Origin of the sequence: Nocardioides cavernae, assembly GCF_016907475.1 — a bacterium.
Lineage (GTDB): Bacteria > Actinomycetota > Actinomycetes > Propionibacteriales > Nocardioidaceae > Nocardioides > Nocardioides cavernae.
Window position 1 is genome coordinate 4,341,432 of record NZ_JAFBCA010000001.1, and the last position, 21,569, is coordinate 4,363,000.

16 protein-coding genes are annotated in these 21,569 nt (G+C 72.4%); 8 read left to right on the top strand and 8 right to left on the bottom strand.

Annotated elements, in window-relative coordinates:
- Nucleotide 1: 1 nt before the first annotated feature.
- The 3 genes from JOD65_RS20490 to JOD65_RS20500 all read right to left on the bottom strand — a co-directional run bounded on the left by JOD65_RS20490 (nt 2) and on the right by JOD65_RS20500 (nt 3,571).
- The gene (locus JOD65_RS20490) at nt 2-1,429 is read right to left on the bottom strand and encodes an APC family permease (RefSeq protein WP_191194779.1); all 1,428 of its coding nucleotides are present in this window, start codon (nt 1,427-1,429) and stop codon (nt 2-4) included.
- A gap of 100 nt (nt 1,430-1,529) precedes the next feature.
- A complete protein-coding gene (locus tag JOD65_RS20495) occupies nt 1,530-2,195 on the bottom strand; it encodes a LuxR C-terminal-related transcriptional regulator (RefSeq protein WP_191194778.1) in 666 nt (221 codons plus the stop codon).
- Nucleotides 2,192-3,571 (bottom strand): ATP-binding protein, encoded by a 1,380-nt coding sequence (locus JOD65_RS20500; protein ID WP_191194777.1) that lies wholly within the window; start codon nt 3,569-3,571, stop codon nt 2,192-2,194. Before JOD65_RS20500 ends, JOD65_RS20495 begins: the two co-directional genes overlap by 4 nt.
- Before the next feature lie 143 nt (nt 3,572-3,714).
- Here JOD65_RS20500 and JOD65_RS20505 point away from each other — a divergent pair, with 143 nt between their 5' ends.
- Together JOD65_RS20505 and JOD65_RS20510 are read left to right on the top strand one after the other, a co-directional pair.
- A complete protein-coding gene (locus JOD65_RS20505; protein ID WP_191194776.1) occupies nt 3,715-4,956 on the top strand; it encodes a PspC domain-containing protein in 1,242 nt (413 codons plus the stop codon).
- 11 nt (nt 4,957-4,967) lie between these two features.
- On the top strand, nt 4,968-5,279 hold the full coding sequence (locus tag JOD65_RS20510; RefSeq protein ID WP_191194775.1) for a hypothetical protein: 312 nt from the start codon (nt 4,968-4,970) through the stop codon (nt 5,277-5,279).
- Here the strand turns inward: JOD65_RS20510 and JOD65_RS20515 are convergent.
- The 3 genes from JOD65_RS20515 to JOD65_RS20525 all read right to left on the bottom strand — a co-directional run bounded on the left by JOD65_RS20515 (nt 5,276) and on the right by JOD65_RS20525 (nt 9,066).
- A complete protein-coding gene (locus JOD65_RS20515; protein ID WP_307821305.1) occupies nt 5,276-6,976 on the bottom strand; it encodes an aminotransferase class V-fold PLP-dependent enzyme in 1,701 nt (566 codons plus the stop codon). The genes JOD65_RS20510 and JOD65_RS20515 overlap by 4 nt on opposite strands.
- A gap of 34 nt (nt 6,977-7,010) precedes the next feature.
- A complete protein-coding gene (locus JOD65_RS20520; protein WP_191194774.1) occupies nt 7,011-8,120 on the bottom strand; it encodes a glycerophosphodiester phosphodiesterase in 1,110 nt (369 codons plus the stop codon).
- A 64-nt stretch (nt 8,121-8,184) separates the two neighbouring features.
- The gene (locus JOD65_RS20525) at nt 8,185-9,066 is read right to left on the bottom strand and encodes a glycerophosphodiester phosphodiesterase family protein (RefSeq protein ID WP_191194773.1); all 882 of its coding nucleotides are present in this window, start codon (nt 9,064-9,066) and stop codon (nt 8,185-8,187) included.
- A 205-nt stretch (nt 9,067-9,271) separates the two neighbouring features.
- Between JOD65_RS20525 and JOD65_RS20530 the strand changes: the two genes are divergently transcribed.
- Nucleotides 9,272-9,814, top strand: a complete 543-nt coding sequence (locus JOD65_RS20530) for a YbaK/EbsC family protein (protein WP_318151937.1) — start codon at nt 9,272-9,274, stop codon at nt 9,812-9,814.
- Between the two features lie 6 nt (nt 9,815-9,820).
- On the opposite strand, the gene JOD65_RS20535 is transcribed toward JOD65_RS20530, so the two are convergent.
- Complete coding sequence (locus JOD65_RS20535; protein WP_191194771.1) at nt 9,821-10,084, bottom strand: hypothetical protein; 264 nt, start codon at nt 10,082-10,084, stop codon at nt 9,821-9,823.
- Nucleotides 10,085-10,235: 151 nt separating this feature from the next.
- Between JOD65_RS20535 and JOD65_RS20540 the strand changes: the two genes are divergently transcribed.
- Together JOD65_RS20540 and JOD65_RS23850 are read left to right on the top strand one after the other, a co-directional pair.
- Nucleotides 10,236-14,465, top strand: coding sequence for an nSTAND1 domain-containing NTPase (locus JOD65_RS20540; RefSeq protein WP_191194770.1), 4,230 nt, complete (start codon nt 10,236-10,238; stop codon nt 14,463-14,465).
- 343 nt (nt 14,466-14,808) lie between these two features.
- A complete protein-coding gene (locus tag JOD65_RS23850) occupies nt 14,809-14,937 on the top strand; it encodes a hypothetical protein (RefSeq protein WP_263575291.1) in 129 nt (42 codons plus the stop codon).
- Between the two features lie 25 nt (nt 14,938-14,962).
- On the opposite strand, the gene JOD65_RS20545 is transcribed toward JOD65_RS23850, so the two are convergent.
- Entirely contained in the window at nt 14,963-15,232 is a 270-nt protein-coding gene (locus JOD65_RS20545) for a hypothetical protein (protein WP_191194769.1), read from the bottom strand.
- Nucleotides 15,233-15,376: 144 nt separating this feature from the next.
- Here JOD65_RS20545 and JOD65_RS20550 point away from each other — a divergent pair, with 144 nt between their 5' ends.
- From JOD65_RS20550 to JOD65_RS20560, 3 genes are read left to right on the top strand one after another with little or no spacing between them, the layout of a single operon-like run.
- Nucleotides 15,377-19,606, top strand: coding sequence for an nSTAND1 domain-containing NTPase (locus tag JOD65_RS20550; protein ID WP_191194768.1), 4,230 nt, complete (start codon nt 15,377-15,379; stop codon nt 19,604-19,606).
- A 41-nt stretch (nt 19,607-19,647) separates the two neighbouring features.
- The gene (locus JOD65_RS20555; protein WP_191194767.1) at nt 19,648-20,688 is read left to right on the top strand and encodes an LLM class F420-dependent oxidoreductase; all 1,041 of its coding nucleotides are present in this window, start codon (nt 19,648-19,650) and stop codon (nt 20,686-20,688) included.
- Complete coding sequence (locus tag JOD65_RS20560; protein WP_191194766.1) at nt 20,676-21,563, top strand: oxygenase MpaB family protein; 888 nt, start codon at nt 20,676-20,678, stop codon at nt 21,561-21,563. Before JOD65_RS20555 ends, JOD65_RS20560 begins: the two co-directional genes overlap by 13 nt.
- Nucleotides 21,564-21,569: the final 6 nt, after the last annotated feature.

The window sequence follows — 21,569 nt, forward strand, 5'->3', positions numbered from 1 at the left end:
GTCAGGCCTCCTGGCTGTCGAGGTCGGGGGCCCGCGACCCGGTGCCCTTGCTGCCGAAGAAGTACTCCGCGAGGAACAGCACGAGCCCGACGCCGAGGAGCCCGGCGCACCAGATCAGCGAGTGCGGGTCGTCGTACACCGTGAAGCCGAGGATGGCGAGGTTGCCGACCAGGCCCACGAGGAGCAGCGGCGTGTTGGCGCGGAAGAAGGGGTTGTCCTCGTCCCGGCCGCGGAGCTTGAGGCACGCGACGATCACGATCGCGTAGATCGCGAGGAGCAGCACCACGGTCACCGTGGCGAGCCGGCCGACCAGGTCGATGCCGCCCCCGGCCTCGGTGACCAGGGTGCCGATCACGAGCAGGGACCCCACGACGGCTCCGGAGAAGATCAGCCCGACCCACGGGCTGCGACGGACCGGGTGGATCTTGGCGAAGACGCCCGGGACGACGTCCTCACGGGCCATGCCGTAGAGCACGCGCGGCTGGGTGACGATCGTGACCAGCGTCGTGTTGGTGATGGCGATCAGCGCGATGATGCTGAACAGGGTGGCCATCAGGTCGGTCGAGAAGGGCAGGATGCCCGCCTTGACGACCTCGAGGAGCGCGGCGTCGGAGGTGGCCAGCGTCTCGGTCGGCACGGTGAGCGCCGCGGCCATCGACACCAGGACGTAGACGATCCCGGCCACGACCATGCCGCCGACCAGCGAGCGCGGGAACGCCTTGTAGGGGTCGATGGTCTCCTCGGCGACGTTGGCCGTGTTCTCGAAGCCGGTCATCGCGAAGAAGGAGAACGAGATGCCGGCCAGCACTGCGAGCGCCGGGCTCCCGTAGTCACCGCTGGTGTCGATGTGGGTCAGCACGCCGAAGTCCGCGTTGCCCTGGACGATGTAGACGATGCCGATGATGAGCACGATCAGCAGGCCCGCGACCTCGACGAAGGTCATGAGCATGTTCATCCACACCGACTCGGTGATGCCGATGAAGTTCACGACCACGAGGAGCGCCACGAAGACGAGGGACACCAGCAGCGCCGGCGGGCCGGACCACAGGGTGTCGAAGTAGGACGCGAAGCCGACGGCGAGCGAGCCCGACGCCGCCATGCTGGCGGCCAGGAACGACACCGTGATGAGGAACGTCAGCGGCCGGTTGCCGAAGGCCTTGTTGACGTAGAGCGAGGCGCCGGCGGCCTGGGGGTACTTGGTGACCAGCTCGGCGTACGCCGCTCCGGTGATGGCCGCGACGGTGACGCCCAGCGCGAAGGCGATCCAGAACGCGCCGCCGACGGCTGCGGCGACGAGGCCGATGAGGACGTAGATGCCCGACCCCAGCACGTCTCCGAGCGTGTAGAAGAAGAGGAGGCGTCCGGTGATGGAGCGCTTGAGCTCGCCGTCGTCCTCGTCCTGGTGCGGGATGGTGGCGGTGTCAGCCATCGTGCCTCGCTTCCCGAGAAGGGTGGGGATGTGCCCCGACCCCACCGGTTCCGCGCGGCGTTGTCAATCGACGCCCACCCGGACGGGCGCGGTGCGCGCCTCAGAGCAGGCGGCGGTCGGAGGCCCACTTCGTCAGCTCGTGACGACTCGAGAGCTGGAGCTTGCGGAGCACCGACGACATGTGCGTCTCGACGGTCTTGACCGAGATGAACAGCTCCTTCGCGACCTCCTTGTAGGCATAGCCGCGGGCGATCAGCCGCATCACCTCCCGCTCGCGCTCGGTGAGCCGGTCGAGGTCCTCGTCGACCGCGGCGACGTCGATCGACCCGGCGAAGGCGTCGAGCACGAAGCCGGCCAACCGCGGCGAGAACACCGCGTCTCCCCCGGCGACGCGGGTGATCGCGTCGACGAGCTCGGGGCCGGTGATGGTCTTGGTGACGTAGCCGCGCGCGCCTCCGCGGATGGTGCCGATGACGTCCTCGGCGGCGTCGGAGACCGACAGGGCGAGGTAGAGCGCGTCGGGCGAGGGCTGACGCCGCATGACCTCCACCCCTCCCCCGCCGGGCAGGTGCACGTCGAGCAGGACGACCTGGGGCTGCTGCTCGCGTACGACCGCGATGGCCGCGTCGGCGTCGGCCGCCTCGCCCACGACCTCGACCACACCCGCTCCGCTGGCGGCGAGCTCGGCGCGGACCCCCGCGCGGAACATCGCGTGGTCGTCGACCAGGACGACCCGCACGGGACGCTCGGGGCTGGTCTGGGTCATGGGGTCTCCTCGTCGTGGGACTCGTGGTGGGACTCGTTGCGTGGCTCGGGGTGGGGCTCGTGGCGTGACTCGGGGCGGCCGGTGCGCGGCATGTGGAGGCGGACCTCGGTGCCCTCGCCGGGAGCCGAGCGTACGTCCGCGCTGCCACCGTGGCGTGCCATCCGGTCGACGATGCTGTTGCGGACGCCGTGGCGGTCGCCGGCGACACCGCCCAGGTCGAAGCCGGCGCCGCGGTCGCGGACGAACACGTCGACCGCTCCCCCGGTGGTCTCGGCGTAGACGTCGGCGCGCTGCGTGCCGGCGTGCTTGGCGACGTTGACGACGGCCTCCCGCGCGGCGAGGACGAGGGGACGCAGCGACTCGTCGAGGTCGCAGTCGCCGACGGTGACGACGTCGACGACCACCGGGTGCTGCGACTCGACGTCGGCCGCCATCTCCTTCAGCGCGCCGGCGAGGGTCGTCGCGTCGGTGGTGTCGGCCTCGAACAGCCACTGGCGCAGGTCGCGCTCCTGCGACCGGGCGAGGCGGGCGACGGTGGTGGCGTCGTTGGCGTTCTTCTGGATCAGCGCGAGGGTCTGCAGCACCGAGTCGTGCAGGTGCGCGGCCATGTCGGCGCGCTCCTGGGTGCGCACCCGCTCGGCCCGCTCGGCGCCGAGGTCGTTGACGAGTCGCAGTGCCCACGGGCCGACGACGATGGCGAGACCGAGCAGCCCGAGCAGGCCTGCGACCAGCACGGGCATGGCGAAGGTGGCCTGGCCGGCGGCCACGGCGAAGACGATGAGGGCAGTGACGATCAGCCCGAGGCCGGCGGCGATCCGGGCGTAGGCGGCCCAGCCGCCATTGCCGAAGATCGCGCGGAACGGGTCGATGCGCCCGGAGGAGTCCATCCAGCGCTCGCGCTGGGCCTCGTCGGCCTGGCGCCACAGCAGCCCGATGCCCGCGACGGCGAGGACGACCGGCCAGAAGAGCACCCCCTGGCCGAAGATCCCCTCGACGCCGAGGACCACGCCGAAGAACAGGGCCCCCAGGGCGATCGCCGGACCGGCGTCACGCAGGCGCGATCGCCGACCGGGGCGCTTGCCGGTGCGGGTCGCGCTCTCGAGGCCGGGGGCGCCGACCTCGAAGTGCTGGTCGGCGGGCAGGAACACCCACAGCCCGGCGTACAGCATGAGCCCGAAGCCGCCGAGGAAGGCGGTGGCCACGAAGAAGCCGCGCACCCACAGCACCGGCACCGCGAGGTGCCGGGCGAGACCGGCCGCGACACCGCCGGCGATCGGCGCTGAGCTGTCGCGGTAGGCGCGGCGCGACGCACCCGGGCGCGTCGGGCGGGCAGCCGCGTGGGCGGCCGGGTGTGCGGGGGGCGTGGGGTGGCTCATCGTGCCTCCATCGTCTCAGGCGCGCAGGTCTCCGACCATGAGGACTGACCCCGAGCCGACCCTGACCCGGACCCCGGCGGACCCGTGCCGGATCAGGGCTGTCCCCGATGGTGCGGGGCGTCACGGCCGAGGAGAGTTGGGGCATGGACAACGCCAGCCCCTCCACCGAGCAGCCCGGTCCGGGCACCCCGCCCCCGTCGGGCCCGCGGGTCACCCGCGACGAGATGAAGGACCTCGGCCGCCTGCGCCGCAGCGTCACCGACCGGCACATCGCCGGCGTCGCCGGCGGCATCGCCCGCCACCTCGACGTCGACCCCATCATCATCCGCGTCGCCCTCGTGGTCGCGACGTTCTTCGGTGGGGCCGGTCTGCTCCTCTACGTCGCCGCCTGGATCCTGGTGCCCGAGGAGGGCACCGCGGACGAGCCGCTCGGCCTCGACCAGCGCAGCCGCACGATCGCCCTCGCCGGCGTCGGTGTGCTCGCCCTGCTCGCCGCGCTCGGCGACTGGGCCGGAGCCTTCTGGTTCCCCTGGCCGCTGGCGATCGGCGTCGGGCTCGTCGTGTGGTTCCTCCACCGCAAGCAGCAGCGGTCGCCCGCTCCGACTGACGGCGCCGCGCCGCCGGCGTACGGCGACCAGCTCGTGCCGGACCCCGCGTCGGGCCACACCACGGACTACACGGCCGGCTACGCCACCACGTACGACCCCGCCTACGCTCCCGGGACGGGCTACCCCCCGGCAGCGCCGTGGGGCTCGTACGAGCAGCCGCGGCGACCGCGCAACCCGCGCAAGCGCGGCCCGATCCTGTTCTGGTTCACGCTGGCGCTGATCGCGCTGGCCGAGGGCGTCCTCGGCGTGGTCGACCTGGCCGGAGTGGCGGTCGCGGACAGCGCGTACCCCGCCCTCGCGCTCGGCATCACCGCGCTGGTGCTCGTCATCGGCTCCTTCTGGGGCCGCGCCGGCGGACTGATCCTCCTGGGCTTCATCGCCGCGTTCGGCACGGCCGCCGCGACCATCGGCAGCAACGTCGGGGAGCAGGACCGCCACTACGCCCCTACCAGCGCCGGTGAGGTCCGACAGGCCTACGAGTTCGGCGGCGGTCGCTTCACCCTCGACCTGTCCGACGTCTCCGACGTCGAGGGCCTCGACGGCCGCGACATCACGATCGACGGGGTCGGCGGAAAGATCGAGGTCGTCGTCCCCGACGGGGTGGACGTCGACGTCCAGACCGGGGTCGTGGGTGGCACCAGCGAGGTCTTCGGCCAGCAGAGCGACGGCTTCGACATCACGCAGAACGGGTCCATCGACGGCGGCGACGACGTCCCGGACATGTCCATCACCATCGACCTGGTCGGCGGCGAGATCGTCGTCCGCGAAGCGGCCTGAGGAGAACTGCCATGACTGACAACGAGAACGACTTCTCCGACCTCTACGGCTACGACACCAGCTACGGAACGACGTACGACGAGCCGATGGTCGGCCCGCTCGACGCACCGGACAAGCCGTCCGGCCTGCACCCGGTCAACATCGGGCAGCTCGTGATGGGCGTCGCGTTCGCCGGCATGGTGCTGGTGTGGGCGCTCGTCCAGGGCGACGTCGTCGACACCTCCGAGCTGCGCTGGCTGCTGCCGATCCCGTGGCTGGCGGCCGGTGCCGCCGGACTTGCGGCCACGGTCTGGCCGGGCCGCCGGCAGCAGCTCGGCGGCTAGTCGAGCGAGCAGGCCGGCAGCGCGAACCACCGGAGGTCGTCGAAGTCGGCCCCCAGGTGGGCGGTGTCGGACCAGTCCGGTGGAGACGCGGCGGCCATGATCGCGCGGCCCTCGTCGAGGTGCTCCCTGAGCACCGAGACGGGGGCCGTCGTCGTGTGCCGGGGGTAGGTCATCGAGCCGTCGGCGGCGTAGGTGACGTCGTCGAGGCGCAGCGGCGGCTCGACCGGGCCGGTGCGGTGGTGCCACAGGCCGGTGACCGGGTCGAAGCGGTAGTCGCCGAGCAGGCGCCAGCCCTCGCGCGCCACGAGGCGTACGGCCTCCACGACGTAGGTGAAGACCTCCTCGTCGACGAAGTAGTTGAAGTTGACCCGCACCCAGCCGGGCTTGATGCCTTCGCAGCCTCCCCTGATCTGGGCCTCGAAGCGGAGGCTGTGGTCGAGGTCGATGTCGAGCAGCCGGTGGCCGTAGGGGCCGGCGCACGAGCAGCCGCCGCGGGTCTGGATGCCGAAGAGGTCGTTGAGGAGCGCGACCACGAAGTTGTGGTGGAGGTAGGTCCCGTCGGGCGCCTTGACGACGAAGGAGACGATCGAGAGCCGCTGGGAGTCGAGGTTGCCGAGGATCTGGATCCCGGGCTCGGCGACCCACGTCTCGACCGCGCGGCGCAGCAGCTCCTCCTCGTGCGCCTGGATCGTCGCGACGCCGACGGCCTGCTTGAGCTGGAACACCAGCCCGGCGCGGATCGACTCCACGATCGCCGGGGTGCCGCCCTCCTCGCGGTGGGCCGGGTCGTCGAGGTAGCGGTGCTCGGTCGGGTTGACGTACATCACCGTCCCGCCGCCCGGCACGACCGGCACCCGGTTGGCGAGCAGCTCGCGGCGCACGACGAGGACGCCCGGGGTGCCCGGGCCGCCGATGAACTTGTGGGGGCTGATGAAGATGGCGTCCTTGCGCGACCTGCCGGGGCCGTACATCTCGATGTCGACGTAGGGCGCGCACGCGGCGAAGTCCCAGAAGCTGAGGGCACCGTGCTCGTGGAGCAGGTCGGCGACGCCCTCGGTGTCGGTCACGATGCCGGTGACGTTGGAGGCCGCGGAGAACGAGCCGATCTTGAGCGGCCGGTCGGCGTGGCGCTCGAGCTCCTCGCGCAGGTGGTCGAGCGAGACCCGGCCGTCGGCGTCCTCGTGGATGGTGACGACGTCGGCGATGGTCTCGCGCCAGCTCACCTCGTTGGAGTGGTGCTCGAACGGGCCGATGAAGACGACCGGGCGCTGGTCGGCGGGGATCGCGGCGCTCAGGTGGTGGCGGTCCTCGAGCGTGCAGGGGATGCGGAGGCCGAGGATGCCGATCATCTTGTCGATCGCCGCGGTGCTGCCGGAGCCGCAGAAGATGACGACCGTCTCGTCGTCGCCGCCCACCGCGTCGCGGATGATCCGTCGCGCGTCCTCGCGCAGGCGGGTCGTCTGCAGCCCGGTGCCGCTCGCCTCGGTGTGGGTGTTGGCGTAGGCCGGGAGCACCTCGTGCCGGATGAAGTCCTCGACGAAGGTGAGGCTGCGCCCCGAGGCGGTGTAGTCGGCGTAGGTGACGCGACGGGGACCGTAGGGGCCCTCCATCACCTGGTCGTCGCCGATGACGGACGCCCGGATGCGCTCGAGCAGGGCTGTCGAGGTCGCGGTCGGGGCGGCACCAGCGTACGTCACGGGGTGAGCGTACGCCGGTGCAAGGCCCTGCCTGTCACCGCTGAGAGGTGGTCTTGTCCATCACCCCGGCGACCACGTCCGGGTTGTCGCTGAAGACCCCGTCGACGCCCGCGTCGAGGAAGGCCCGCGCCTCCGCGGCCAGGTCGCCGGGCGCGTTCGGGTCGGTGCCGATTCGGAAGTTGGTGGCCATGAACTGGTTCTCTCGGCGCAGGGTCCACACGTGCACGACGAGGCCGACAGCGTGCGCGTCGGGCACCACCGACGACGGAGCGCCGGTGCGTCCGGCGGCGTCGCGCGGGAGGACCAGGTTCTTCGCGGCGCCCAGCCCGTCGGCGTACGTCGCGATCGTGGCGAGGCCCGCCGGCGTCACCATGGAGGCGTAGGTCGTGCCCGGCAGGTCGGCGGGTCCGCCGGCGGCGTCGACGAGCTGGGCGAGCGGCACGTCGACCATGGCGTCGAGCCGGCGGAGGTTGCTGACCTCGAAGGACTGGATGATGACCGGGTCGTCGGCGTCGGCCCAGTGGCGCTTGCGCAGCGCCGCGACGAGCGGCTCCTCCAGCGAGAGGCCGATGGAGTCGAAGTAGGTCGGGTGCTTGGTCTCGGGGTAGATGCCGACGCCCTCGCGGCGGGCGAGCTTGATCACCTCGTCGAGGGTCGGGATCCGCTCCTGGCCGTCGTACGCCGTGTTGTCGGGCCGCACCTGCGGAAGCCGCTCCTTCGCGCGCAGGGTGCGCAGCTCCTTGTAGGTGAAGTCCTCGGTGAACCAGCCGGTCACCGGGCTGCCTTCGATGACCTTGGTGGTGCGACGGCCGGCGTACTCGGGGTGGTCCGCCACGTCGGTGGTGCCGCCGATCTCGTTCTCGTGGCGGGCGACGAGCACGCCGTCCCTGGTGGAGACGAGGTCGGGCTCGATGAAGTCGGCGCCCTGCTCGATGGCGAGCTCGTAGGCGGCGAGCGTGTGCTCGGGCCGGTAGCCCGAGGCGCCGCGGTGGCCGACGAGCACGGGCTCGACGAGCGACGGCCCGGCGGTCCCGGCCGGCGCCGCAGCGGCGGTCGCGGCGAACGAGGCGAGGGCAGGGGCGAGGGTGGAGGTGAGTGCGGTGGCGAGTGCCAGCCCGAGGCCGGCGCGTGTCCGAGAGGTCATGCCCGTGAGCCAACCGGGACGGGGAGGCAGGCGGCAGTCGACGTGGTGAACGCCCCGTGAACCCTCAGCCGACGGCGGTCGCCGCCTGCTCGCGCACCACCGACAGCGCCTCCTCGGGGTGGTCGGTGATCACCCCGTCGACGCCGGCATCGAGCAGCGCCCGCACCTCCCCCGCCATGTCCCCGAGCGCGTCGGGGGCGGTCCCGCGGCGCAGGTTGGTGGGCAGGAAGCGGTTCTCGGCGCGGACGGTCCAGGCATGCACCGTGAGGCCGCGGCGGTGGGCGTCGCGGACGAGGGACGACGGCGCGCCGATCGCTCCCTGCGCGTCCCGGGGCAGCACGAGCGACCTGTGCGCGCCGAGCCCGTCGGCGTACTCGTCGATGCGGTCGAGCTCGTCGGGCGTCAGGGCGTGCCCGCGGTCGAGCAGCTGCACGACCGGCAGCCGGGTCCGCTCGGCCAACCGTCGGAGGATGGGCGCCTCGAAGGACATCAGCGTCACCCGCGCCCACGGGTGGTCGAGTCCTTGGCGGACGAGCTCGCGCAGCAGCGGCACGTCCAGCGGGAGGCCGGCCGCGTCGTGGTGGGCGGCGTGCTTGAGCTCGAGCGCCACCCCCACCGGGCGGCCTCGCCGGACCGACTCCGCGCCGACCATCGCCAGCACCTCGGTGAGCGTCGGCACGCCCTCCGCACCGTCATACGTCGCACTGCCGGGCCGGGTGCCGGGCAGCCGCTCGCGCGCGGCGAGGGCCTTGAGCTCGGGGAGCGTGAGGTCCTGGACGAACCAGCCGTGCTCCTCCACCCCGTCCACGACGAGCGTGCGGCGCAGGTGGGCGAGCCCGGGACGGTCGGTGACGTCGGTCGTCGCGCTGAGCTCGAGGTCGTGGCGCGCCACGAGCACCCCGTCGCGCGTGGCGACGAGGTCGAGCTCGATGTCGTCGACGCCCATCCGGATGGCGGTCCGGTAGGCGTCGAGGTGTGCTCGGGACGGTGCCCGCTGGCGCCGCGGTGCGCAACCACAGCGGGGGTGGGGACCAACGACGAGGTCCTGTGCACCGCTTCGCGGGTCACCGTCATGGCACCACGCTGCCCGAGCACGGGGACCGGACGGTGGTGCCGCGATGACGTGAGGGTGAATGCCGCATGATGACCGCGTGACGCTCCCGAGCTTCCCCTCCCTGACGTCCCTGCCCGCCACCGAGCACCCCGACCTGGTCGCCGCTCCCGTCGCCGCCGCGCTCGCCGCGTGGCCCGGAGCGACCGACGTCGCCGTGGTCGGGATCGACCCCGATCTCGCCGACACGGCCGCGATGAGCGAGGCGTACGACATCCCGATGACCGCGGGCGGCAACTGCGTCGTGGTGGCGGGCGCGCGGGCCGGTGACGAGCGGGTCGCCGCGTGCGTGGTGCGCGCGGACACGCGCGCCGACGTCAACACGCTGGTCCGCAAGATGCTCGACGTGCGCAAGGCGTCCTTCCTCTCCATGGAGCGCGCGGTCGCCGAGACCGGCATGGAGTACGGCGGCATCACCCCGCTCGGGCTCCCCGACGGGTGGCGCGTGCTGGTCCACGACGCGCTGCTCGACGAGCCCGTCGTGGTGATCGGCAGCGGCGTACGACGCTCCAAGCTGCTCGTGCCCGGACGCGTGCTGGCGGACCTGCCGGGCGCCGAGGTGGTCCCCGACCTGGGTCGGTGACCCGCCTCAACTCCCTCCGGCGTACTCGTCGTCGAACTGCTTGCGGTTGTGCGCCCCGTTGCCGTTCCAGGTGTCGGGCTCCGGGCACGGCGTGACCGCAGCCCGGGTGTTGCAGGCCGGCTCGAAGTGGCGCGGCGACGGTTCGGGCGTGACGCCGCCGATGTCCTGCGCGGGTGGCTCGATCTCCGACCCGCAGGAGCTGAAGGTGATGCTCGCGACGGCGAAGGTGGCCGCCACGATGAAGGTGCGTGCTGTCGCGATGGTGTTCATGGTCTTGTCCTTGCTCGAGTGGTGATGTCGTCGGGCGGGACTGCCCGGCCACTCGAACTTGCGGCGACGCGGTATCCACCGGGCCCCGCTGCGGTATCCGTCCGGTATCCGCGTCGTTGACGAGTGCTGCGACGGGGAGCACCGTTGAGAAGTGGGCATCCAGGTCCTCGGTCCGCTGACCGTCGACGGCTCGGGACGTCTCGGTCCGCGCGACCGTGTCGTACTCCAGGCCCTGACCGTCCGTCAGGGACTATCCGTCACGTCCGACGAGCTGGCGGACGCACTCTGGGGCGACAGCCCGCCGGCGTCTGCCCACAAGAACCTCCAGTCGTGCATCGTCCGGCTCCGCAAGGCACTCGGCGCCGACGCCATCGAGACCACGGGCGGCGGCTACCGGCTCCGGGCTCGTGCCGACGACGTGGACGCCCAGCGGTTCGAGGCAGAGGTGGCACGAGCCCGCGAGCTCCTTGCGCTGGGTGAGGCGGATCGAGCCTCGTTCCTGCTGGAGAAGACGCTCGAGCTGTGGCGCGGGCAGGCCTTCACGGACCTCGCCGAATGGCCGCCCGCCCGACGGGAGTCCGATCGTCTCGAGGAGCTCCGCCGGGATGCCGAGGAGCTCCTGCTGGACGCGCAGCTCCGTGGCGGCCACGCCCGCGAGGCCCTTCCCCGCGCCCACGACATAGTCCGTGCCGCCCCGATGCGGGAGCGCCGTTGGGAGCTCCTCGCCCTGGCCCAGTACCGCACGGGTGCCCAGGGTGAGGCGCTGCGCACCATCCGGCAGCTCCGCACGGTCCTCGCTCGTGAGCTGGGCATCGACCCGGCGCCGGAGGTCGCCGCCCTCGAGCAGTCGATCCTGCGTCAGGACCCCTCGCTGCGACACGACGAGGCGTCCGCGGCGGTGTCCACCTGCCCGCGGCAGGGACTGCAGGCCTACGACGTCACCGACGCGGACCGGTTCTTCGGGCGCGAAGAGGAGATCGAGACCTGCCTGGCCATCCTCGACCGTCAGGGCATGCTCGCGCTGGTCGGCCCCTCGGGGTCGGGCAAGTCGTCGCTGATGCGGGCCGGCCTGGGCGCTCGGCTCCGCCAGCGCGGCACGGCACTGGTGACGATCACCCCGGGCCGGTACCCGGTGCAGGCCATGTCGGCCCTCCGCCCGGCCCGTGCCGGCGACGCCCTCTTCGTGGACCAGGCGGAAGAGCTGTTCACGCTGTGCGAGGACCCGGACGAGGCCCGCACCTTCCTGGACGCGCTGGTCGAGGAAGCGGCCAGCCGGCCCGTCGTGGTGGCGCTGCGTGCCGACCGCCTCGCCGACCTCACGGCCCACGCCACCTTCAGCCGGCTCGTCGAGCGCGGCCTCTACCTCGTCGGCGGGCTCGAGGAGGGCGGCCTCCGCCTCGCGGTGACCGGCCCCGCCCGTCAGGCCGGGCTGATCCTCGAACCGGGGCTGGTCGACCTCCTCGTCACCGAGGTCCGCGACGACCCCGGCGCCCTGCCGCTCCTCTCGCACGCGCTGCTGGAGACGTGGAAGCGGCGTGAGGGCAGCACCCTCACCGTCGATGGCTACCGGGCGAGCGGCGGGATCCACGGCGCGGTGGCGCAGTCGGCCGAGCGTCTCTACGCCCAGGTCGAGCTCGACCTGCGCGAGGCGCTGCGCGACATCGTGCTGCGCCTGCTATCCCCCGGGTCTGAGGGCGAGCCGGTGCGCACCCGGGTCCCCCGGCGGCTCGTCGGCACGGACGCCGCGCGCGACCGGCTGATCGAGATGCTCGTCTCGGCACGGCTCGTCACCAGCGACGACGGCGTCCTGGAGATCACCCATGAGTCCCTTGCCCGAGCCTGGCCGCGCCTGCGCGGGTGGCTGGAGGACGACGTCGACGGCCGTCGGATCCTGCACCACCTGAGCTCGACGGCGGATGCGTGGGACAGCCTGGGCCGGCCGGACAGCGAGCTCTACCGTGGCGTCCGGCTGACCCGCGCGCTGGACTGGCGGGCCCGCACCGGCGCCACGCTGACCGTGGTCGAGCGCGACTTCCTCGCGGCCTCCCGCGCGCAGGCCGACGTCGAGGAGCAGAACGCGGTCACACGCGCGCGCGAGCAGGCCCGGCTGATCTCGCGCCTCCGACAGGTGCTCGCCGGGGCCGTCGTGCTGCTCCTGCTCGCGGCCGCCGGCGCGGGTGTCGCCCTGTTCCAGCGGGACCGGGCCGACGACAATGCGGCAGCGGCAGCAGCCTCGGAGATCAACGCCGTCGCCCGCAGCGCCGGTGCGAGCGCGCTGGTGACCGCCAACGTCGACACCTCCCTGCTGCTCGCCGTCGCGGGCACCCGTCTGGACCCCGGCACGGGCACCGCGAACAGCCTGCTCGCCGCCATCGGCAAGCGGCCCGAGCTCTTCACCTCGACCCCCATCGAGGGTGACCTCCCGCTGGGGATCGACGCGAGCGCCGACGGGAAGTACGTCGCGATCCTCGACGAGTCGCACCACCTCCGCCTCTACAACGCGAGCACCGGAGGGCTCGTCGGTGAGCGGCAGGAGGGCGCTCCGCTGGTCACCGTGGGCGCCCAGGTGGGAAGGCAGGTGGAGTTCAGCCCGGACGGCCGCTGGCTGGCTGTGTCGTGGACCCCCGCCAGTGGCCAGGCGCTCGACCTGCTCTCGGTGCCCACCCTCGAGCCGGCAGCCACGTTGCGCGGCCTGCCGGGTCGCGCGTGGCAGGTCACCGACCTGTCGTTCAGTGGCGACGCGAGCCACTTCACTGCAGCTCTGCAGAGGACGGCGGACGTGGGTGCCTCCCAGATCCGCGGCGCGGCTCTCGTGTGGGACCTCCACAGCGGGGCCGCGCCCCGCCGCTTCCGGTTCATCGGCAAGGTCGTCCCGCAGGTCGCGCTCGACGAGCGCGGCGAGGTCCTCTTCACGTCCCACCCCCTGACCCGACGCTCGGTGGTCACAGGCGCCTCTCGCGTGCTCGTCCCGCGCGACTCGTTCTGGTCCCTCGCAGTGCTCCCTGATGGTGACGTCCTCGGTATCGACGGCAACACCCCGACCCGGGTCGACGGGTCCAGCGGGGAGGTCCTGGCCAGCTACCCCTCCGACGGCTCCTTCCTGATGAGCCTGAGGGTCCGTCCCGACGGGCGGAGGTTCATGGTGACCAGCTCGGACGAGCGCGAGGTGCGGGAGTGGAAGGTCGTCGACGCGAAGGAGCCTCGCGGAGGCTTCTCCCTCGACCGCGGCAACGCCAACGCCGTCGACTACTCCGCCGACGGGACTTTCGTCTACGCGTCGGGACGGGGTGGCACCGCCCTGCGCCGCTGGGACCTCACCGGGGAGAGGGGCTACGTGTCGACCGTGCCGACATCCTCGGGCTGGAGCGGCCAGTTCGGGGTCATGGCCGCGGACGGCCAGCGATCCGTGGTGCTCACCGACGGCGGATGGGTCCTGTCCGACTACCGCACGGGCAGGGTCGGCGTGATGCCCGGGCCCGCGGGCTCCCGGCACGCCTACGGCGCCTTCCACCCCGACGGGCAGCACTTCGCGACCGCGGCGGGGCCACGGGTCGAGGTGTGGGACAGCGAGGGTGAGCCGACCGGCCAGCAGGCGGTGTTCCCCTCCGGGCAGATCACCGAGCTCGACTACACCCCCGACGGGAGTCGCCTCGCCGTGGCCGAGCTCGACGGGACCATCACCCTGCTCGACGGGGACTCGCTCGAGCGGGTGGGCACGCCCGTCGAGATGGGTGAGCCCGTGTCCTGGGTCGTCGCCCGCCCGGACGGGCGCACGGCTGTGGTGCTCCTCGTCGGCGTCGCAACTTCCGACAGCTTCGTGCTCCCGAGCCGCGGCTGGGCGCTGGTCGACCTGGTCGACGGGGTCGTGGTGCGACGAGGGACGCTGGAGATGAGGTACGGACACTGGCTGGACGTGTCACCCGACGGCGCGCGCGCCGTCGTCGGCGGCGGGGAGTACGGGGACGGCGCCCAGGCCGGCGACCGAGCCAACGTGGAGGTCATCGACCTGTCCACGGGCCGGCTGGTCGCACCGGTGCGGGAGTGGGGCGGCAACCCCAGGTCGCAGGTGACCTTCTCCCCGGACGGGACCCGGCTGCTGACGTCGAGCCCCAACGGCCTGGTCGCGGTATGGGACGCCGGGACAGTGACCCCCACCTCGACCATCGCCCTGCCGCTGGGCATGGCGGCGAGCGGCGCCTTCCTGCCGGACGGCCGCACGGCGCGCTTCCTCGACTGGTTCACCGGGATGGCCTACGACTGGGACCTGTCGAGTGACAGCGCCGTCGAGTTCGCGTGCCGCGCGGTGGGCCGCGACCTCACACGCGATGAGTGGGCCGAGCACTTCGGCGACCTGCCGTTCCGCGAGACCTGCCCGCAGTAGACGCGGGCTTCTGCGGCTCCACGCTGTGCTCGAACCCGATGTCCTGCGGCGGCGGGCCGACCTTGTCGCAGGCGGAGCCCAGGAGCGCGCCGGCGACCAGGATGGCCGCGGCGAGTGCGCGACGGGAGCGGTTCGCGTCCATGACGACCCTCCTCACGGGCCGGCGTCTAGGCCGGGGCGCGGGCCGTCGAGCGAGGGCCACGGCCCTCGGGATGGCTGACGCCCGCACCTGGGCTGGTCGATGCCGTCGGTGCGCGGGAGACGTCTGAAGCACGGGGGACCCGCGCCCGGGTCGATCCTGGAGAACCGCGAATCACCCGCGGGCTGAGGAATGTCATGCGGGGTGACCCTCTCGGGTGGCGAGGCACTGTCGGCCGGCAGGACCAGGATCGCGGCGATCGCTGCGGCCCCCGCCGCGCCGGCGGCAGCCGGGAGCCACCACCAGCGCGGCGAGTCCGCGCCGATCGAGTAGGAGCTCATCACCATCTCCGGTGCGGTCAGCCGAGGCCGTTGTCGTTGAAGTCGAGGCGAGACAGGTTGGCGTCCCGTGTCGTCTCGGGCTGCGCGGGCGGGGCGGCCTCGCCGTCCCCGAAGTCGAGCCGGTGGAGGTTGGTCCTGACCGGGCCCTCCGGCGCCGGGGTGTCACTCGTGCCCTCGCCCGGGCCACTGATGTCCTGGGCGGGTGCGTCAAGGGCACCGCAGCCGGCGACGAGGCTGAGGGCAGCAGCGGCGGCCAGTGCGACGATGACGTTCCTGATGTGGTTCATGGTGGTCTCCTGACCTGGGTCCCCCGGGCCGGACGGCTCGAGGTGCCCAGTGGCCCACGACCCGGTACAGGACGGGCGCACGCGCGGTATAGCCCGGGTACACGTCCCGTTGACCCGCCTCCCGAGGCCGATCACTCTGGCGGGGTGGGGATCAACGTCCTTGGTCCGCTGACCGTGGACGGACCGGGCCGTCTCGGCCCCCACGACCGAGTCGTACTGCAAGCCCTGGCCACGCGGTTGGGGCAGCCGGTGCGGGCGGACGAGCTGGTCGACGCTGTCTGGGGCGAGCGGCCACCGGCGTCGGCGCACAAGAACCTCCAGTCCTGCATCGTCCGGCTCCGCAAGGTGCTCGGCACGCAGGCGATCGAGACCTCGCCCCACGGCTACGTGCTGGCCGTGCCACCCGACGACCTCGACGCCCACGACTTCGAGGCGCGCGTGCACCGGGCCCGCGCACTCCTCGCGGCGGGCGAGACCGACAGGGTGGCGTTCCAGCTCGAGCAGGCCCTCGCCCAGTGGCGCGGCGCAGCCTTCGCCGACCTCACGGAGTGGCCGCCGGCCCGCCGGGAGGCCGGGCGGCTGGACGAGCTGCGCCTGGAGGCACAGGAGATGCACGTCGACGCGATGCTGCGCAGCGGCAGGGCACGTGAGGCGCTCTCGGATGCCCACGCCCTCGTGCGGGCGACTCCGCTGCGGGAGCGCCGATGGGAGCTGCTCGTCCTCGCGCAGTACCAGACCGGCGCCCAGGGTGAGGCCCTGCGCTCCCTGCGCCAGCTGCGGACCGTCCTGGCACGCGAGCTCGGGATCGATCCCTCGCCGGAGATGGGCGCGCTGGAGCAATCGATCCTGAACCAGGACCCGAGCCTCATGGCGCCGCAGCCCCGCACGGGCAACGGTGAGTGCCCGTGGCAGGGCCTCAAGGCGTACGACGTCGACGACGCCGACCGGTTCTTCGGCCGCTCGCGTGACGTGCAGGCGTGCCTCGACCTCCTCGCGGCGGGCTCCTTCGCCGCGCTGGTCGGCCCATCAGGCTCTGGGAAGTCGTCAATCATGCGCGCGGGGGTGCTGGCCGTGCTCCGCGACCGGGGACGCTCGATCGTCCTCGTCACGCCCACCGCGCGTCCGCTCGACGCCCTCACCGCTCTGCCGGAGGGCGCCGACGAACGCACGGTCCTCGCAGTCGACCAGACCGAGGAGGTGTTCACCCTCTGTGACGACCCTGACGAGCGCAGGGAGTTCCTCGACCGGCTGGCCCGGGAGGTCGCCAGGCGGCCGGTCGTCGTGACCTTGCGCGGCGACCGGCTGACGCAGGTCACCGAGCACCCGGAGTTCAGCCGCCTGGTCGAGCGGTCACTCCAGCTCGTCGGGGCGTTGGACGAGGCCGCACTCCGTGAGGCCATCACCGGCCCGGCCCTGATGGCGGGGCTGGTCCTCCAGCCCGGCCTGGTGGACCTCCTCGTGCGCGAGGTCCGTGACGACCCCGGGGCACTTCCACTCCTATCGCACGCCCTGCAGGAGACCTGGCGGCGCCGCGAGGGCAACACGATGACCGTCGACGGGTACCACGCCAGCGGCGGGATCCATGGTGCTGTCGCCCAGTCCGCCGAACAGCTCTACGGCAGCACGCCCCCTGACCAGCGTCACCTGCTGCGCGACCTGCTGCTGCGCCTGGTCTCCCCCGGTGGCGAGGGTGAGGCAGTCCGCACCCAGGTCCCGCGCCGGCTGATCGCGGCCGACGAGCCTCACGAGCAGCTCGTCGCGATGCTCGTCGACGCCCGGCTGGTGACCAGCGACGCGGGCGTCCTCGAGATCACCCACGAGGCGCTGGCGCGAGCCTGGCCACGCCTGCGCGGCTGGCTCGACGACGACGTCGAGGGCCAGCGCATCCGTCACCACCTCAGCGGCGCAGCGGACGCATGGGACACCCTCGGCCGCCCGGACAGCGAGCTCTACCGCGGGGTACGCCTGACCCGCGTGCTGGATTGGCAGTCCCGCACGGACAGCGCGCTCACCGACGCCGAGCGGGAGTTCCTCGAGCGGGCACGCACCGTCGCCGAGCTCGAGGAACAGACCGCCGCCGATCGGGCCCGGACGCAGGCTCGCCTGATCCGCCGGCTGCGGATCGTGCTCGGCGGTGCAGTCGTCCTCCTCGCGCTCGCGCTCGTCGCCGGCGGGTTCGCCGCGGTCCAGTCCGACCGCGCCAACCAGAACGCCGGACGTGCCGAACGGGCGGCCGTCTCCGCGGACGCTCGGCGGGTCGGGCTCCGGTCGCAGCTCACCGACGACATCAGCCTCTCGCTGCTGCTCGCGGTCGCGGGTGCTCGACTCGAGGACTCGCCGGAGACCCGGACGAACCTGATGACCGCGCTCTCCATGCGCCCACACCTGGTCCGGTCGGCGCCGCCCGGCGGCAGCTACATGGAGGGCCTGAGCGTCAGTCCCGACGGCCGCTGGATCGCCGCATCCGACGAGGCCAACTGGATGCACCTCTACGACGCCTCCACCAGTCGCCTGCTGCGAAGCTACGACGCAGGCCGTCCGCCGCGCGCCGGGCAGGCGTGGATCATGGGATCGTTCAGCCCGGACAGCAGGCAGCTCGCGGTCGTCCTGGAGTCAGTGGAGTCCACGGATCCAGTGCGCCTCCTGGATCCCGACACCATGCAACCGACGGCCACGAGACTGTCCTCCCCCGGACGGCAACCGGCGATCGGGTCCGACGTCCAGTTCAGTGAGGACGGACGCTATCTCGCGGCCTCCCTCGAGACAGTGCCGGAGCAGGAACGAGCCGGGGTCGCCGCGCCGACCTACGTTGCCGTGTGGGACCTGCGCTCGCCGTCCACGCCGCCCGTTCGCGTACCCACCGGGACCGCGGCCCAGGGCATTGCTCTCAGCCCGGACGGCAGCACCCTGTACACATCCGCGCCGCTGTCGGCCTATCGGGTGGCGTCAGGCACGCGGATCTGGCGGCGCAGCGACATCACGGCGTTCCTGGGCGTCGACATCAACACCGCGGGGACCGTCCTGGCCCTCGACGGCGGGAACGACGGAGACGGGTTGTTGGTGGGCACGGCCGAGGGCAACACCGTTGCCACGCTTCGAGGACACCGGGAGGCCGTCTCCCCGGACATCCTGTTCTCGCACGACGACACACTCGTGGGCTCGAGCTCACGCGACGGTCAGCTCATCGTCTGGGACGCAGCAACCGGCCGGCGACTGGAGGGCTGGGACACCTTCGATCCGTGGGGCGTCGGTTTCAGTCCGGACCATGACCTGGTCTACGGCGGGGGCGGCGACTCGATGTTGCGCACGTGGGACCTGTCGCTGCAGAACACGTACCTGCAGAGGACGAGCCAGGTCGGTGGCTCCACGGCATTCGCGCACGCCGAGATCTCCCCCAACGGACAGCAGGTGGTCTTCAGCTGGACCGACGACACCGGCAAGGGGTGGGTCAGGTTCGCGGACCTCGTCACCGGAGCCATCACACCCCCGGGGCGCCTCCGGACGAGCAAGGACCCGTGGTCCCTCGGGGCCTGGCATCCCGAAGGCAGGCTGTACGCCGCACGCTGCGAGGCGTGCCCGGACTCGGGCGCCGCCCGTCTCCTCGACCCCACCACGGGCGAGCTCATCGTGAAGCGGAAGGTCGTCGGAGGCGAGCTCAACTCGCTCGCGTACGTCGACGAGGGCCGCAGCCTGTTCGCAGGCACCTGGGACGGGCCGCCCCACGTCGTCGACGCCGAGACCCTGCGGTCTCGCGACGAACCGTTGGACGTTCCGCCCTCCTGCTGCGCCACCCCGATCGGTGGCCCCGGGAGCACCGCGATGGTCTACGCGAGTTCGGGGGACGGCATCTCCGCCCACTGGCAGGTGATCGACGTCGACACGGGGGACGTGACGTCCGAGGGGAACGTCGACGTGTTCCCGGCCGCCTCGGTGGCCTCCCCGGACGGATCGACGGTCGCGGTGGGGGGTGACACCGGCGAAATCGTCGTCATCGACATCGCGTCCGGAGCGCAACGGCGATCCACCAGCCTGGGCGCCCCGCTGGTCTCGCTCAGCTACTCCGACGACGGAGAGCTGCTGGTCTCGGGCGCGAGCGACGGCGGCGCCAGTCTGTGGGACGCCGCGACGCTGGACCTCCTCGGCACCGTGTACCCGCCCCACCACGGCGAACCGACCCCGAGCAGCACCCAGTTCATCGGCGACACCCGCGACGTGGCGATCGCGTCCCACGACGGGTCGACCTACAGGTGGGACACCGAGGTCGACCGGGCCCTCGACTTCGCCTGCCAGATGGCCGGCCGCGACCTGACGGAGGAGGAGTGGACCCAGGTCCTTCCGGCCCAGCCGTACCAGTCCGTCTGCCCGCAGGACTGACACCCTTGCCATCGTGACAGTGCCACTGTCACAGTTGTCGCATGCGTCTCGCCACCCTGCTGATGTACGACGGCAACCCGCGCAAGGCCGCCGACGAGGTGGTCGCCCTGGAGCGGGCGGGACTCGACAGCGTGTGGGTCGCGGAGGCCTACGGCTTCGACGCCCCCACGCTGATGGGCTACCTGGCCGCCACGACCGAGACCGTGAAGATCGGCTCGGGCATCCTCAACATCTACTCACGCACCCCGGGCGCCCTGCTCCAGACCGCGGCCGGGCTGGACAACGTCAGCCAGGGCCGGGCGATCCTGGGTCTCGGGGTGAGCGGGCCGCAGGTGGTCGAGGGCTTCCACGGGGTGCCCTACCGCAAGCCGATGGCGCGCACCGCCGAGGTCGTCGACATCATCCGCCGCGGCCTCAGGCGCGAGCCGCTGTCGGCCGACGGCGAGTTCCACCTGCCACTGACCAAGGAGGACGGCGCCGTCACCGGCCTCGGCAAGCCGCTCAAGCTGCTCACCCGGCCCGAGCGCGACAGCATCCCGATCTGGATCGCCGCACTGGGCCCGAAGAACGTCGCGCAGACCGCCGAGATCGCCGACGGCTGGATCCCGCACCTCTTCCACCCCGAGAAGGCACACCTCGTCTGGGGTGACGCCCTCGCGGCCGGCAACGCCAGGCGACAGGAGGGCCTCGGTCCCCTGCAGGTGATGGCCGGCGGCATGGTGGCCATCGGCGAGGGCCCCGACACCAAGTCGCTGCTCGACTTCGCGCGCCCGATCTTCGCCCTCTACGTCGGCGGCATGGGCGCCAAGGGCAAGAACTTCTACAACGACGTCGCGCGGTCCTACGGGTACGAGAAGGAGGCGGAGGAGATCCAGGACCTCTACCTCTCCGGCAAGAAGCGGGAGGCCGAGGCGCTCGTCCCGACCGAGTGGCTCGAGGCCGCCAACCTCGTCGGCCCGGCGTCGTACGTCCGGGAGCGCATCGCCGCCTTCAGGGAGGCCGGGGTCACCGACCTCAACATCACGCCCGTCTCGGAGGATCCGGCCGCCACCGTGGCGCAGGTGAAGGAATGGGTGTCCTGAGCCTCGTGCACGCCCCGGGCCGCTACGCCAACCTGCGCCGGATCCGGTCCCTGGACCCGGAGGTCGACCACGACGAGATCCTGCGGCTGACCGCCCGCCTCGAGTTCCCGTGGGACTACACGCAGGGCACCGGCATCGCCTTCATGCGCGACTACGGCGTCCCCTCGATCGCCGCCGTCCTCGATCGCACGCGGGAGTTCGAGGACCACGGCACCAAGCGCTACGACGACACCATCCTCATCGGCGACGAGGCCACCCTCGACGGCATCGACTCACCGCGCTCCTACGCCGCACTGCGCCGGCTCAACCGCATCCACGGCCACTACGACATCCCCGACCACGAGCTCGCCTACGTCCTCGCCACCACCATCGTCGGCCCCGTCCGCTGGATCGAGGCCTACGGCTGGCGCCGCCTCGACGACCACGAGCTCGCCGCGATCACGAAGGTGACCACCCGCTTCGGCGAGCTGATGGGGATCAAGGGCCTGCCCACGACGTACGACGGGTACCTGGCGCTGCTCGTCGACTACGAGCGCCGCCACTTCGCCCACACCCCGGAGGCCACCCGGCTGGCCGAGGCATCGATCCGGATCGCGAAGGAGGTCGCGCCGGCGCCGCTGCGACCCCTGCTGCGGCGCGTCACCATCGCGGTCATGGACGAGCCGCTGCGCGAGGCGCTCGGCCTGCCGCGCCAGCCGCGGTGGCTCGTCCGGGCGGTGCGCGGCGGGTTGCGGGCACGCGGGCGGCTGCTGCGGCTCGCTCCCCCACGCCGGACGGCGTACGCCCACCGGCCGACCAGCTACCCGCACGGCTACCGGCTCGAGGACCTCGGGCCGACCACGATGCTCGACGCGCTCAACAGGTCGGCGTCATGACGCGAC